Here is a 13,973-nt window from a genome sequence, read left to right on the forward strand (position 1 = left end):
GGGGAGCCGCCCCCTGGCCCCGCCGGCACAAAGAAAGATCGGTGTGCGAGCACGGGGACTTGTCGAGAGAGAGCCACGGACACATGGACCGACAGCCGTCTTCGCGTCGTCGCCCCGCCCCGGCGGAGGAGGACCCGGCGCCGGAGCAGGCGCCGGAGCAGGCGTCCGGGCCGGGGTGGTACGGCGTCCCGCTGCTGACCGGGCAGTACGCCAGCCGTCCCCGGCTGACGTCGATGCTGGACCAGGCAGGGTCGGTGCCCCTCGTCCTGCTCAGCGCACCCGCCGGCACCGGCAAGACCTCGCTGGTGGCGGACTGGGTGCGTCGCTCCGGGGACCTGGACCGGACCGCCTGGGTCACCTTCGAGGCGCCGGACGAGGCCTTCTGGCCCGCCGTGGTCGGGGGGCTGGAGCGGCTGGCGGTGCCCACGCCGCTCGTGTCCGGCCACGCTCCCGTGGACCGGCAGCTGATGCTGTCGCTCGCCGCGGCGCTCGCGCGGCTCCCCGAGCGCGTCACCCTCGTGGTCGACGGCTACGAGCTGGTCGACAAGGACATCGCGACCGACCTCGACTTCCTGCTGCGGCACAGCGGCCACCGCCTGCGCCTGGTGTTCGTGACCCGCTGCGACCCCGTGCTGCCGCTCTACCGCTACCGGCTCGAGGAGAGCGTCGCGGAGCTGCGGATCGCCGAGCTGGCGTTCACCGACGACGAGGCGTCCGACCTGCTGGTCCGGAGCGGGGTGACGCTGGCCCCCGCCTCGGTCCGCGCGCTGAACACCCGGACCGGCGGATGGGCGGTCGGGCTGCGGTTCGCGGCGCGCATCCTCGCGGCCTGCGACGACCCCGACCAGGGGGTGGAGGAGGTCACCGGGGACCGCGGGAACATCGCGGAGTACCTGCTCGGGGAGGTCCTCAACGCCCAGGAGCCGGAGGTCCGCGAGCTCCTGCTGAGCACCAGCGTGGCGGACACGCTCCAGCCGGGGCTGACCGAGGAGCTGGGCGGCCGGGCCGCCGGACGGACCCTGGCGCTGCTCACCAAGGCCAACGCCTTCGTCGAGCCGGTGCCCGAGCACGACGGCTTCTACCGCTACCAGCCGTTCTTCCGCGACATGCTGCGCGCCGAGCTGGCGTTCGAGTCGCCGGAGCGGATGGAGGACCTCCAGCGGCGCGCGGCCACGTGGTTCGCCCGCGAGGGGCTCCTCGCCGAGGCGGTGAGCCACTACGTGGCCATCGGGGCCTGGGTGGACGCGGCGGCCGAGGTCGTGGACGAGCTGGCCGTGGGGGAGCTGCTCCTGGGCGGTACGACGGGGCCGCTGGCCCGCATCCTCGCCGACCTGCCCGAGGAGCTGGTCAACCCGGCCGTGTGCATCGTCCGCGCCGTGCTGGCGCTCGGCGGCGGGGACCGGGAGCGCTTCGGGGAGCAGGTGGACCTGGCGGAGATGCTCGTCCCGCCCGAGCCGGGACTGCACCACCGCGCCGTCTCCTTGACCATCGAGGTGCTGCAGGTCGTCCACGCCCGTCTCCTCGGGGACCCGGGGCCGGTTCTCGCCCTGGTGGAGCAGGTCGAGCAGACGATGAGCGCCCGGGACAACCGGTTCCGCGTCGAGCAGCGTCCCGAGCTGGTCGCACTGGTGATCGTGAGCAGAGGGGACGCGCTGGCGTGCGCGGGCCGGCTGGCCGAGGCCTACGACGCGTTGGCTGCGGGCGCGGGCGTGCTGACCCGGCCGGGCCAGGAGGGCCTGCTGCTGGAGTACCTGGGACGCATGGCCGTGCTCTCCTGCTTCGGGGGCCGGCTGACCCGTGCGGAGGCGCTGGCGAAGCGGTCGGCGGACCTGGCGGACGGTCTCGGTCTGCCGGCCACCGACCGGCCCACGGGGGCCGCGGCGGCACGCGCCTGGATCGCGGCCCAGCGCGACGACCTCCGGGGCGCCTCCGACCACGTCGCGGCCGCGCGCCTGTCGGCCCCGGTGTTCGACGACCCCCTCGCCGACACCCTGCTCACGGTCGTCACGGCCGGGGTCCAGGCCGCGCGGGGCGACGTGCCCGGAGCCCTCGCCGTCGTGGACCAGGCGGCCGCCGGTCCCGCCGGACGCCACGGCTGGATGGCCGACGAGCTGCGGGTGGCGCGGGCGCACCTCCGGCTGGCCGCCGGCGAGCCGGACGTGGCGCTGCTCGAGGTGGAGGACGTGCAGGCCGACCGCAGCGAGCGGGACGTGGCGCTCGTGCGGGTCGAGGTGGCCCTGGAGCGCGGGGACGACCGGTTGGCGGGCGAGCTGCTGCCGCAGCTGCTCGACAAGGACGCACCCCTCGCGACCCAGGTCGCGGGCTGGCTGCTGGAGGCGTCCCGGCAGCTGCGCGCGGGCTCGTCGCTGCGCGCCAGGTCGGCGGTGGACCGGGCGCTCCGGCTGGCCTCCCGGCACGGGCTCCGGACGCCCTTCCGGCACGCCTCGGCCGACGTCAGGAAGCTGGTCGCCGGCGACCCCCTGCTGCAGGCCGAGAACCCCTGGCTGGCCCGGTCCCCGCGACCGGCACGCGCCACGCCGGGGCGATCAGCCGCGTCGGCGCCGCGGCCGCGGGACCTCGAGGACGAGGCACCCGTGGTCGAGAAGCTGACCAGCCGGGAGCTCGAGGTCCTCGGGCACCTCGCCGAGCTGCTGACGACCGAGGAGATCGCGGCCACCATGTTCGTCTCGGTCAACACGATCCGGACGCACGTGCGCAGCATCCTGCGCAAGCTCGGGGTGTCGCGCCGCAACGCGGCCGTCCGGCGGGCCCGCGAGCTCGACCTGCTGCGCCCCTGAGCCCGCCGTCCGCCGGGCCTCACCCCTGCGGGGTGACGTCGTACCGCGCCCGACGGCCGAGAATGGGCGTTTCGGTGTGGTCGGACGGACGGGTGTGTGAGCGCTGGTGAGACTGACGAGCGTCCTGGTGCCGCACCTGGTGGCGGCGCGGCACACGGTGGACCGCGCGGTCTACGGCACGGTCTCGGTGATCGCGGTCATCGCCGGCGCCTCCCACGGCGGCGCGTCCGCGGGCAGCCTGCTGGTCTTCACCGCCGTGTCCAGCCTGGTGGTGTGGGGGGTGCACGTCTACTCCTCGGTCCTCGCCGACACCGGCCCGGCGGGGCTGGCCTGGTCGCCCGCGCTGCGCAAGGCGCTCGTCCAGGAGCGCGGCGTGCTCGGCGGCGTCGTCGTCCCGCTCGCGGTCCTGTCGCTGGGCGTGCTGAACGTCGTCGACGACCAGCGCGCGATCTACGCGTCGATGTGGTCCGGGGTCGTGGTGCTCTTCGTGACGCCGCTCGTCTGGCTGCAGCCCCGCGGTGCGGGGTGGGCCGGCTGCCTGCTGGCCTCCTTCGCCGGCGGGCTGCTGGGCCTGGTGCTGATCTGGTTCAAGGTCGTCCTGCACTGAGGAGGGTGACGTGCTGAACCTGCCCTCCGACGACCTCGCGGCCCTGTCCCTGCGGCTGTGGGGTTCCTTCCTGGGGCGCTGCGCGCGCCGCTTCCTGTCGATGGAGGGCATCGACCGCTGCATCGTGCTGAGCTCCCAGTGCTTCACCGCCCTGATCCCGCTGCTGATCCTGGTCTCGACGCTGGCGCCCGCCGGGGCCGAGGACATCGTGTCGCGCACGTTGATCACCAAGTTCGGTCTGGAGGGGTCGGCCGCGGCCGCGGTCGAGCAGCTCTTCACCACGCCGGAGGGTGCGACGAGCAGCCTCAGCGTGTTCAGCGCGTTCCTGGTGGTGATCTCCGGTGTCTCGTTCACCCGGCGGATCCAGAAGATGTACCGCGCCGCGTGGGACGAGCCGGCCGCGGGCGTGCGCAGCAACCTGTTCGCGGCGCTGGGCCTGCTGGCCCTGCTGACCGAGATCCTGGTGCTCTACGGCGTGCGCTCCCTGGTGCGGCACCTCCCGTGGGACTGGCTGTGGATGCTGCCGATCTCGGCGACCGCCGGCCTCGTGCTCTGGACGTCGATCCCGTACCTGCTGCTCAACCGCCGCGTGCACTGGCGCCGGCTGCTCTTCGGCGGCGCCGTGTCCGCGGTCGGCACGTCGGTCTTCGGGGTGGCGACGACGATCTACATGCCGCCGATGGTCACGAAGTACACCAACGAGTTCGGGATGTTCGGGATCACCATCGCCCTGATCGGGTGGCTGCTGGCGGCCTGCGGGGTGCTCGTCGCCAGCGCCGCCGTCGGCGCCGAGTTCGACGCGTCGCGCGAGTCCTGGGTGGTGGCCCTCAAGACGAGGTACGCGCTGTTCGACCCGGCCGGCGACGTACCGACGGTGGACCCGCAGGCGGCGGCGTCCGGCCTCAACAGCAGCGACCTGCTGATCCTGTTCCGGGTCCTGGTCAACTGGCTGATCCTCGCGGCCGCGGTCTGGGCGGCCACCGCGATCGTGCCCGGCATCTCCGTGCCCGGAGGGTTCCTGACGCTCCTGGTGGTCAGCCTGCTGCTCGGCCTGGTCAACGCCGTGCTCGGGCCGCTGCTGCACCTGGTCGCGCTGCCGTTGACCCTGCTGACGCTGGGCACCTTTGCGCTCGTCGTGAACGGGGTGCTGCTCGCGGTGACCGCCGGCCTCACCGACCAGCTCGACGCGGACGGGCTGGGCAGCTGCATCCTGGGCGCCCTGGTGATCTCGGTCGTGACCACGGTGCTCGAGCTCGTCCTGCGGCCCGTGGTCCAGGTCGGGAAGGGGCCCCGGACCCGCTGACCGCCGGCGGTCGTGCCGCGCCACCACCCGGTCTCATCCCCCGGGGGTGATGCCCGGCGGGTGGCCGGGACCGCACAGTGACCACGACGAGCACCTGCGACCGGGCGGTCCGGCGGGTGGGTGCAGGACCCAGGAGGTCGAGCGTGAGCACCGAGACACCCGAGATCGGTCCCGTCGACTACCTGGTGGTGGAGTTCCCGGGGAACCGCATGAAGGGCGAGGCCCTGGCGAGGCTCGTCGACCTGGTCGACGCGGGCACCATCCGGGTCCTGGACCTGGTGTTCGTGCGCCGCGAGCTGGACGGGTCCACCGTCATGGTCGAGGTCGCCGACCTGGACGGCGACGGCGAGCTCGACCTCGCCGTCTTCGAGGGCGCCTCCTCCGGCCTGATCGGTGACGACGACGTGGACGCCGCGGCCGCCGTGATCGACCCGGGCAGCTCGGCCGGCATCCTCGTCTACGAGAACACCTGGGCCGCACCCCTGGTCTCCGCCGTCCGGCGGGCCGGAGGCGTCCTGGTGGCCGGAGGCCGGATCCCGGTCGAGGACGTCCTCGCCACCCTCGACGACCTGGAGGCCGCCGAGACGTCCGTGTGAGCCGCGGGGAGGCCGGCCCCGGGGACCGAAGCAGCACGCCGCTACCTCAAGGAGACCTCATGTCGGGATCGCTGTTGGCCGGGGAAGAGAAGCTCCTCGCACCGTCGGCCCGCGAGCACGCCGGCAGCCCGGGGGGCAGCTGGCCGGGCGGCCGGTTCGAGCGCCCGACGACCCGGGAGCTGCGGTGGATGCTGGGCAAGGGGCTGCGCTCCGAGGTGCCCCGCAGCAGCCACGCGGTCTGGGAGACGCCCCCGGGCCGGACCAACCCGGTGGACCGGCTGGTCGACGACAGCGTCGACCGGATCCCCGAGCTGGTCCCGCTGCGGAACGGGCGGATGCTCGCCTCCCCGTTCTCGTTCTACCGGGGCAGCGCCTCGGTGATGGCCGCGGACCTGGCGTCGACCCCGACGACGGGCATCCAGGTCCAGCTGTGCGGGGACGCGCACCTCTCGAACTTCGGCGGCTACGCCTCGCCCGAGCGGCACCTGGTGTTCGACCTCAACGACTTCGACGAGACCATCCCGGGACCCTGGGAGTGGGACGTCAAGCGGCTGGCCACCAGCCTCGAGGTCGCGGGCCGGGACCGGGGCTTCGACGAGCGCGAGCGACGTACGGCCGTGCAGTCCGCGTGCGCGGCCTACCGGCAGGCGATGCGGGAGTTCGCCGCGATGACCACGCTGCAGGTCTGGTACTCCCGGCTGGGCTCCGACGACGTGCGCGAGCGGTGGGGCGAGCAGGCCGGTCCCAAGGCGCTCAAGCGGTTCGACCGCCAGGTGGAGAAGGCGATGACCCGGGACAGCGCCCGTGCCGCCGGCCGGCTCACCGAGATGGTGGACGGCCAGGCCCGGATCACCAGCGACCCGCCCCTCGTCGTCCCGGTCGCGGACCTGCTGTCCAGCGAGGAGTTCGGCGAGTTCGACCGGATCGTGGCCGACACGCTGCGGAGCTACCGGCGGACCCTGCCGGCCAGCATCCGCCACCTGCTGGAGCAGTTCCACTACGGGGACGTGGCTCGCAAGGTGGTCGGGGTGGGCAGCGTCGGCACCCGGACCTGGGCCCTGCTGATGTCCGGGCTCGACCAGGAGCCGCTGATGCTGCAGCTCAAGGAGGCCACCGACTCGGCGCTGGCGCCCTTCACCGGCAAGAGCCGCTACCGCAACCAAGGGCAGCGCGTGGTGGTCGGCCAGCAGCTGCTCCAGGCCAGCTCGGACGTCTTCCTGGGCTGGACCCGGTCGTTGGCGCTGGACGGGCTGCAGCACGACTTCTACGTCCGGCAGCTGTGGGACTGGAAGATCTCGGTCGACGTGGAGCGGCAGAGCCCGGCGACGTTGGCGATCTACGGCCAGATCTGCGGCTGGACGTTGGCGCGCGGGCACGCCCGGTCGGGTGACCGTTGCGCGATCGCGGCCTACCTGGGGCAGGGCGACGTCTTCGACCTCGCCGTCGGCGACTTCGCCCGTGCCTACGCCGAGCAGAACGAGGCGGACTACCTCGAGCTCATGCGGGCCGCCCAGGACGGGCGGATCGTCATCGCGCACGACGCGTGACGTGCCGGCCCGGGACGCGACGATGACCGGAAGCCCGACCAGCACCTCGGTCCCGACCGCGTCCACCGGTGCCGTCCTGTTCACGCTGTCGATGGGCCAGTTCGTGATGGCCCTCGACAGCTCGGTGATGAACGTGTCGATCGCCACCGTCGCGAGCGACCTCGACACCAGCGTGACCGGCATCCAGTCGGCGATCACGCTCTACACCCTGGTGATGGCCTCGCTGATGATCACCGGCGGCAAGGTCGGTCAGCTGATCGGCCGCAAGCGCGCCTTCGCGACCGGCTGCCTGATCTACGGCGCCGGCTCCGCGACCACGGCCGTCGCCCCCAACCTCACGGTCCTGCTGGTGGGCTGGTCGGTCCTCGAGGGCGTGGGCGCGGCGCTGATCATGCCGGCGATCGTGGCTCTCGTGGCGTCGAACTTCGAGCGCGCGGAACGTCCCCGGGCCTATGGCCTGGTGGCCGCGTCGGGCGCGATCGCGGTCGCCCTCGGGCCGCTGATCGGGGGAGTGCTGACGACGTACGCCTCCTGGCGGTGGGTGTTCGCCGGCGAGGTGCTGATCGTCGCGGGGATCGTGCTGCTGGCCCGGCGGATGGCCGACGTGCCCGCCGACCGCGGTGCGAAGCTGGACGTCGTCGGCACGGTGCTCTCGGCGAGCGGCCTGGGCCTCGTGGTCTTCGGCATCCTCCGCGCCGGCACCTGGGGGCTGGTCCGACCCAAGGCCGACGCGCCGGTGTGGCTGGGTCTCTCGCCGGTGGTCTGGCTGGTCCTCGCCGGCGGGCTCATCCTGCTCGCCTTCTTCGAGTGGGAGGGGCGCCAGCACGAGGCCGGCCGGCCGGTGCTCATCGATCCCGGGCTGCTGGACAGCCGCGCGCTCCGGGCCGGCCTGTCGTCGTTCTTCTTCCAGTACCTGCTGCAGTCGGGGCTCTTCTTCGTGGTCCCGCTGTTCCTCTCGGTGGCACTGGGACTGACCGCCGTCGAGACCGGGGTGCGGATCCTCCCGCTGTCGATCGCCCTGCTCGTGACGGCGGTGGGGGTGCCCAAGGTGATGCCGCACGCGTCCCCGCGCCGGGTGGTGCGCACCGGCTTCGTCCTGCTGTTCGTCGGCACGGTCACGCTGCTGGCCGCCCTCGACGTCGGGGTCGGTCCCGAGGTGGTCACCCTGCCCCTGCTCCTGGCCGGGCTGGGGATCGGCGCCCTCGCGTCCCAGCTGGGCAGCGTGACGGTGTCCTCCGTGCCGGACGACAAGAGCGCCGAGGTGGGTGGTCTGCAGAACAGCGTCTCGTTCCTGGGGTCGTCGATCGGGACCGCGGTCACCGGCGCGCTGCTCATCTCCGCCCTCAGCAGCTCCTTCCTCTCCGGCATCGAGTCCAACCCCGCCGTGCCCGACCAGGTCGTCGCCCAGGCCAACGTCCAGCTGGGCGGCGGGGTGCCGTTCATCTCCGACGCCCAGCTGACCGAGGCGCTCGCCGCGACCGACCTGGACCAGGCGACCACCGACGCGATCGTCTCGGAGAACGAGAGCTCGCGGCTGGCCGGGCTGCGTGCGGCCCTGGCGTCGCTGGCCGTGCTGGCGCTTCTCGCGCTGCTGGCGAGCCGCAACCTCCCCACCCGCCAGCCGGGCGAGGACGCGGACCCCCGTGCCCGCGAGGCGGGAGCGACCTGATGGGCGCCCGGGGAAGGTTCATCCGTTCCGGGGGATGCCGGGCGGCACCCCGGATCGGGATTCTGTGGCTGCCGGACGCCGCGTCCGGCCCGTGAGCACAAGGAGCCCACATGTCTGGTGACTTCGGTCTAGGGGACGTCTTAGTCTCGATGTTCTGGTTCATGCTTCTGGTGGTGTGGATCTGGATGATCATCGCCATCTTCGGGGACATCTTCCGCGACCACGAGCTCGGTGGTGGCGCGAAGGCGCTGTGGACCCTGTTCATCATCATCATCCCGTGGCTCGGTGCCCTGGTGTACCTGATCGTGCGCGGCCGGTCGATGAACGAGCGCGCGCTCAAGGCCGCCCAGGCCCACGACGAGCAGATGAAGGCCTACGTCCGGGACGCCGCCGGTACGTCGACGAGCACGGCCGACGAGCTCCGGAAGCTCAACGAGCTGCGCAGCGAAGGTGTGCTCTCGGAGGAGGACTACGAGAAGGCCAAGGCCAAGACGCTCGGCTGAGACGCCGGGGGCCGCCGTGAGGGACCTCCCGCACCGGGTCGACGACGCTCTACGAGGGAGCCCACGATGACCGAGCCGCACCCGACCGGGACGCCCCCCCGACGCGGAGGACCAGCAGGAGCTGGAGCGCCTGCGCAGCGAGGTCACCGAGCTCCGTGCCCGGCTGGCCTCGTCGGAGCCCGGGCCGGCAGCTCCGGACGGTGCGCCGCCGCCGGCCCCGCGCGCCCGCCAGGGCGGCTGGTGGCGGCCGGTCGTGGTGGTGACGCTGGTGCTGGTCGCCGCGGTCCTCGCCCCGGCGTCCGTGGTGGCTCGGTGGGCCCACGACGAGGTGGCCGACACGGACCGCTACGTCGAGACGGTGGCGCCGCTCGCGCACGACCCGGCCGTCCAGAAGGCGGTCGCGGACCGGGTGACCGCGGAGCTGTTCGCCCGGATCGACGTCAAGGCGGTCACCGACGAGGCGGTCGCGGCGCTGTCCGCCCAGGGCCTCCCGCCCCGGGTCGCGGTGGGCCTGAACGCGCTCTCCGCCCCGCTGGCCAGCGGGATCCAGTCCTTCGTCCACGACCAGATCACCAAGCTGGTGCAGTCCGACGTCTTCGCCGCCGCCTGGGTGCAGGCCAACCGGGAGGCGCACGCCCAGATGGTCGCGGTGCTGTCCGGGGAGGGCACCGACACCGTCAACGTCAAGGGCGACACCGTGTCGATCAACCTCGCCGCGATCATCGACGTCGTCAAGAAGCGCCTGAGCGACCGCGGCTTCACCCTCGCCGAGCGGATCCCGACCGTGAACGCGCAGTTCACCATCTTCCAGTCCGCCGACCTGACCAAGGCACAGACGGTGTTCCGGCTGCTGAACACCCTGGCCCGCTGGCTGCCGGTGCTGGCCCTGCTCCTGCTGGCGCTCGCCGTGTACGTCGCCCGCCGGCGCCGCCAGACGCTCATCTGGTCGGCGGTCGCGGTGGCCGCGTCCATGCTGGTGCTCGGTGCGGCCCTGAACATCTTCCGACCGGTGTACCTGAACGCGATCGACCCACGGGTGCTGCCGACGCCTGCCGCGGCCGCGATCTACGACCAGCTGGTCGGGTTCATCCGGCTCAACCTCCGCGCGGTGCTGGTGGTCGCCCTGGCGGTGGCGGCGGGCGCCTGGGTCACCGGTCCCGCCGGGGCGACCACCCGGACCGCGCTCTCCCGCGGCGTGGGGTGGCTGCGCGGCGGCGCCGAGCACGCGGGCCTGGACACCGGTCCGTTCGGCGCGGCGGTCTACCGCTGGCGGCCGGCGCTGCGCGGCGTGATCGTCGGGGTGGCGGTGCTCGTCTACCTGCTCCAGGCGCACCCGACGGGGGGCGTCGGCCCTCACCCTGCTCGTGGTCACCGTGGTGGCGCTGTTCGTGGTGGAGTTCCTGGGCCGCCCGCCCGCGGAGGGGGAGCCGTCCGCTGCGCCTGGAGAGCCGGCCGGCCGGGCGGCCGGGTGAGGGTCCGGTCCTCACATCTGCAGCAGCTGGGGCAGCCCGTTGTACAGCGCGACACTCGCGGTGGCGGCGTAGGCCAGCGCCCCGAGGTAGTAGCCGAGCGCCCGCAGCCGGAGGCTGTCGAGCTCGTCGCCGATGCCCCGCAGCACCAGGCCGACCGCCCCCAGGGACACGACCAGCACGATCCCGATCCCCAGCGCCAGCTCGCGGCTGAGCGTCCGCGCGAGCACCCAGCAGACCAGCACGGTGAACATGGCCCCGACCAGTGCCGAGGGCCACACGAAGGACCAGGCGCGCACCCGGTGCCCCGCCGGTGACCGCCGGAGGTCGGCGGCACGGATCGAGGTGCTGGCCGCGGGCAGGGCCGGGCGGAGCCGGAACGACAGGAACCACTGCAGGACCAGAGAGGTCGAGACGCCGATCACGACGGCGGTGGGGGGATCCACCGAGACGGCGGTCGCCACGACCGCGGCGAGCATCCCGGACCCCAGCGCCCACAGGCCGCCCACCAGGTAGTAGCCGGGCCGGCGCAGGTGCGTGCCGATCACCCCGGGTGCCGCCAGGGTCCAGCGCAGCAGCACGCCGAGCTCGGCCAGCAGGCCACCCAGCACCCCGAACAGCACGGCCCACACCGGACCCATCACGTCGACCTCGCCCGTGCGTGCTCCCGCTACTCGAGCTCGGTCGCCTCGCTCCCGTGCACGATCAGCGCCCACAGCACCAGGACGTCGATGGTGATGATCAGCAGCGCCCAGAAGGGGTACGACGGGAGCTGCATCATCTGCGTGAGCATGTTCAGCGACGTGACGACGACGGCCACCGCGATCGCCCACGAGGCGCCGCGGATCACGAAGAAGCCGGAGGTCGCGACCACGATCCCGAGCACCAGGTGGATCCAGCCGAAGGCCGTCACGTCGAGCAGCACCGACGCGTGCCGACCGACCACGTAGACCTCGTCCTTCGCGATCGCCGCGACGCCCGAGATCGCGTTCATGAAGCCGTTGATGATCATCATCAGACCGGCGAAGACGACCCAGCCGACCCATCCCGTGGGCACCGCTCGGGTTCCGCTGATGTTCGACATGGTGGTTCCTCTCTCGGGACGAGGTGCTCAGACGGGACCGGGCACGGAGCTCATGCCCCGACGCTAGGGACCTCCCGGGGCGCCTGGATCACCCGCTGCGGGCGAGGTGGACGGGTGGCTGCCGGTTCATCGTGGGGGTACATCCACCGTGCACCCGCACGGTGGGGAACGGACGACGGGAGCACCCGACATGGCCGAGCACGCGCAGGGCCGGACCGCCAGCGACCTGATCCTCGGAGCACTGATCGTCCTGCTGGGGCTGGTCGTCCTGGGGCACACGCTGGTCGCCACCAAGGTCTCGCTGCTGTTCCTGGGCTGGCTGCTCTTCGCCGGCGGCGTGGTCACCCTGGCGGCGACGCTGTTCCGGATCGGCAAGGACGGGTTCTGGCTCGGGGCGCTCGGCGGCGGGCTGATGACGGTGCTGGGCATCGTCTTCCTGCGGCACACCCACGCGGCGGCCGTCACCGTCACCCTGGTGGCCGGCGCGATGTTCCTCGCCACCGGTCTCGCCCGGCTGGTGGCGGCGTTCCAGACGCCGGCGGCCCGGGTGCCGCTGCTGGTCAGCGGCGTGGTGTCGACGTTCCTGGGCCTGCTGGTGCTGTTCAACCTCGTGGACGCGTCCCTGGTGTTCCTCGGGATCATGCTCGGCGTGGAGCTGCTCGCCGAGGGCGTCGCGATCATGATCGTCGGGCGCGACACCCTGGGCACGGCGCGCGCGGGACGCATCGCCTCGGCCACCTGACCGGGGTCGCCGGGCTGCCGCTCACGGCGGCCCGTCGCTGTCGGCCAGGAAGGGCAGCGGGTTCCCGGCGGCCCGGGCGCCCGACGCGAGCCAGCGGGAGACGCCGTCGGGGTGCCGCCGGTCGAGCTCGTCGAGGTACCTTCCCCGCAGCTCCGCGAGCGACGCCCGCTCCTCGGCCCCGTGGGTGGTCTCCAGCAGCCGGAAGCTGCGGCGCCAGGCCTGGCAGAGCGCCTCGTCCTCGAGGTCCGACAACGCCTCGCGCGGCAGCGTGTCGGGCTGCGCCGGGTCCGGCTCGCCGGCGGGCAGCGCGGTGACGACCGGCGCGGGCGGGCTGCCGCGGAGCCTCCGGCGGACGGCGGGGTGCCCGGCCACCGCGAGCAGCAGCAGGAAGAGCCCGGTGAGCCGGAGGACGGCGACCAGCCCGGCCACCGCGACGGTCCACGCCCCGGCCGTCAGCCCGACGTCGGCGACCGTCCGTGCGGTGAGGCGGCCGGGGACCTCGGGCAGGCAGCACCGGACCAGCGCGGCCAGCACCCCGACCGCCAGCAGCGCGCTCGTCGGGCCGCCCCACCCCCAGGTGAGCACGGCGCTGACGAGGCCGACCCCGGTCAGCGCGACCACGTAGCCGCGCCACAGCCGGTCGGCCGCTGAGCGGCGGACCGGTCCGGCGGCGTGCGGCGCGCTCACGGCAGGTGCCTCGTGCGGGCCACCGCACGGGCCCCGCTGCGGTGGCCGGCCGGCGGCTTCGCGGAGGGGCGGGGGACGTGCGTCCCGGCGGTGGTCTCGCTCAGGAACGGCGTCACCTGGAGTCTCGTCACGTCCGCTCCCTCGGGACGACGGTGCCCGTCCCACCCGTGGGCGGGTGCCGCGCCTGTCCACGGCCTTCACCGGCGTGTGCCCTCGACGGTAGGACCGCCCGCGGGGCGGCGGCCTCACCCCTCGGGGGTGAGAATGTCGCCGGGCAGGGGCGCCGCGACCACCGCTGATCCTCGACGGCGGAGCCTCCCCGACGACCAGCAGGCACCGTCAGCTGCCGGGCGACGGCTGGGTCCGGGTGACGGGGGTCCGGGTGGCGGGACCACGCGCGGCGGCGTACTCGCGGGCCCGGGTGCTGCTGAGCGCGAGCATCAGCAGGATGCTCAGGGTCACCGCCGGCAGCCCGTTGCCCAGCGTCGGCCGCGGGCCGCCGGACAGGTTGCTGACCGCCGTGTCGAGGATGAACACCGTGCTGAGCAGCAGCAGCAGGACCCGGGCCGCCGTGCTGCCCCGCACGACCGCCCGGGCGAGCCACAGGTCGAGCAGGCCGACCGCGGCGAAGGCCAGGACGGTGGCGGTGACGGTGGCTGCCGTCGCGTCGCTGCCCACGAGCCCCGAGGCGTCTCCGGACACCGCCACGAGCCCCGCGACGGCGAGGGACAGCAGGCCGCGCCCCGCGGCCACGGCGGCGCCGAAGACCGTCGGCGGCGGCGCCCGCAGGATCGGGGGCGGCAGCGGCGCCGGCGGCCTCGGGGGAGCCTCGACCCGCGCGAGCTCGAGGACCGGCAGGTCGCCGTCGGTCTCGATGCGGTCCCCGCCGCCGTTGTGCGAGTGGTAGCCGGTGGAGAAGTTCACCAGCCGGTGCACGGTGACCTCGGGGGGAGGTCGCGGTGACCCCC

The 13,973-nt window shown here is 73.6% G+C and carries 13 protein-coding genes; 9 read left to right on the forward strand and 4 right to left on the reverse strand.

What is annotated here, in order from left to right:
* Positions 1-83 precede the first annotated feature (83 nt).
* The 8 genes from KRR39_RS02760 (at position 84) to KRR39_RS02795 (ending at position 10,809) form a co-directional block, all read left to right on the forward strand.
* Entirely contained in the window at positions 84-2,798 is a 2,715-nt protein-coding gene (locus tag KRR39_RS02760; protein WP_216940570.1) for a helix-turn-helix transcriptional regulator, read from the forward strand.
* A gap of 106 nt (positions 2,799-2,904) precedes the next feature.
* Positions 2,905-3,405, forward strand: a complete 501-nt coding sequence (locus KRR39_RS02765) for a hypothetical protein (RefSeq protein ID WP_216940572.1) — start codon at positions 2,905-2,907, stop codon at positions 3,403-3,405.
* 10 nt (positions 3,406-3,415) lie between these two features.
* Positions 3,416-4,708 carry a YhjD/YihY/BrkB family envelope integrity protein gene (locus KRR39_RS02770; RefSeq protein ID WP_216940574.1) on the forward strand — a complete coding sequence of 431 codons (1,293 nt, stop codon included), beginning with the start codon at positions 3,416-3,418 and terminating at the stop codon, positions 4,706-4,708.
* A gap of 143 nt (positions 4,709-4,851) precedes the next feature.
* Positions 4,852-5,304, forward strand: a complete 453-nt coding sequence (locus KRR39_RS02775) for a DUF6325 family protein (protein WP_254185472.1) — start codon at positions 4,852-4,854, stop codon at positions 5,302-5,304.
* 59 nt (positions 5,305-5,363) lie between these two features.
* Positions 5,364-6,851 (forward strand): DUF2252 domain-containing protein, encoded by a 1,488-nt coding sequence (locus tag KRR39_RS02780; protein WP_216940577.1) that lies wholly within the window; start codon positions 5,364-5,366, stop codon positions 6,849-6,851.
* A 22-nt stretch (positions 6,852-6,873) separates the two neighbouring features.
* Complete coding sequence (locus tag KRR39_RS02785; protein WP_216940580.1) at positions 6,874-8,520, forward strand: MFS transporter; 1,647 nt, start codon at positions 6,874-6,876, stop codon at positions 8,518-8,520.
* Positions 8,521-8,681: 161 nt separating this feature from the next.
* The gene (locus tag KRR39_RS02790) at positions 8,682-9,023 is read left to right on the forward strand and encodes an SHOCT domain-containing protein (RefSeq protein ID WP_254185473.1); all 342 of its coding nucleotides are present in this window, start codon (positions 8,682-8,684) and stop codon (positions 9,021-9,023) included.
* Between the two features lie 253 nt (positions 9,024-9,276).
* On the forward strand, positions 9,277-10,809 hold the full coding sequence (locus KRR39_RS02795) for a chromosomal replication initiator protein DnaA (protein WP_216940584.1): 1,533 nt from the start codon (positions 9,277-9,279) through the stop codon (positions 10,807-10,809).
* Positions 10,810-11,162: 353 nt separating this feature from the next.
* Here KRR39_RS02795 and KRR39_RS02800 read toward each other — a convergent pair whose 3' ends face one another.
* On the reverse strand, positions 11,163-11,576 hold the full coding sequence (locus tag KRR39_RS02800; RefSeq protein ID WP_216940586.1) for a DUF7144 family membrane protein: 414 nt from the start codon (positions 11,574-11,576) through the stop codon (positions 11,163-11,165).
* A 190-nt stretch (positions 11,577-11,766) separates the two neighbouring features.
* Here KRR39_RS02800 and KRR39_RS02805 point away from each other — a divergent pair, with 190 nt between their 5' ends.
* Entirely contained in the window at positions 11,767-12,318 is a 552-nt protein-coding gene (locus KRR39_RS02805) for an HdeD family acid-resistance protein (protein WP_216940588.1), read from the forward strand.
* Positions 12,319-12,339: 21 nt separating this feature from the next.
* Here KRR39_RS02805 and KRR39_RS02810 read toward each other — a convergent pair whose 3' ends face one another.
* The 3 genes from KRR39_RS02810 to KRR39_RS24220 all read right to left on the reverse strand — a co-directional run bounded on the left by KRR39_RS02810 (position 12,340) and on the right by KRR39_RS24220 (position 13,929).
* Complete coding sequence (locus tag KRR39_RS02810) at positions 12,340-13,005, reverse strand: hypothetical protein (protein ID WP_216940590.1); 666 nt, start codon at positions 13,003-13,005, stop codon at positions 12,340-12,342.
* Complete coding sequence (locus KRR39_RS25495; protein WP_302053541.1) at positions 13,002-13,136, reverse strand: hypothetical protein; 135 nt, start codon at positions 13,134-13,136, stop codon at positions 13,002-13,004. Before KRR39_RS25495 ends, KRR39_RS02810 begins: the two co-directional genes overlap by 4 nt.
* Positions 13,137-13,344: 208 nt before the next feature.
* Positions 13,345-13,929, reverse strand: coding sequence for an LssY C-terminal domain-containing protein (locus KRR39_RS24220; RefSeq protein ID WP_254185822.1), 585 nt, complete (start codon positions 13,927-13,929; stop codon positions 13,345-13,347).
* Positions 13,930-13,973 lie beyond the last annotated feature (44 nt).

Source organism: Nocardioides panacis (genome assembly GCF_019039255.1).
GTDB classification, from domain to species: Bacteria; Actinomycetota; Actinomycetes; order Propionibacteriales; family Nocardioidaceae; genus Nocardioides_B; species Nocardioides_B panacis.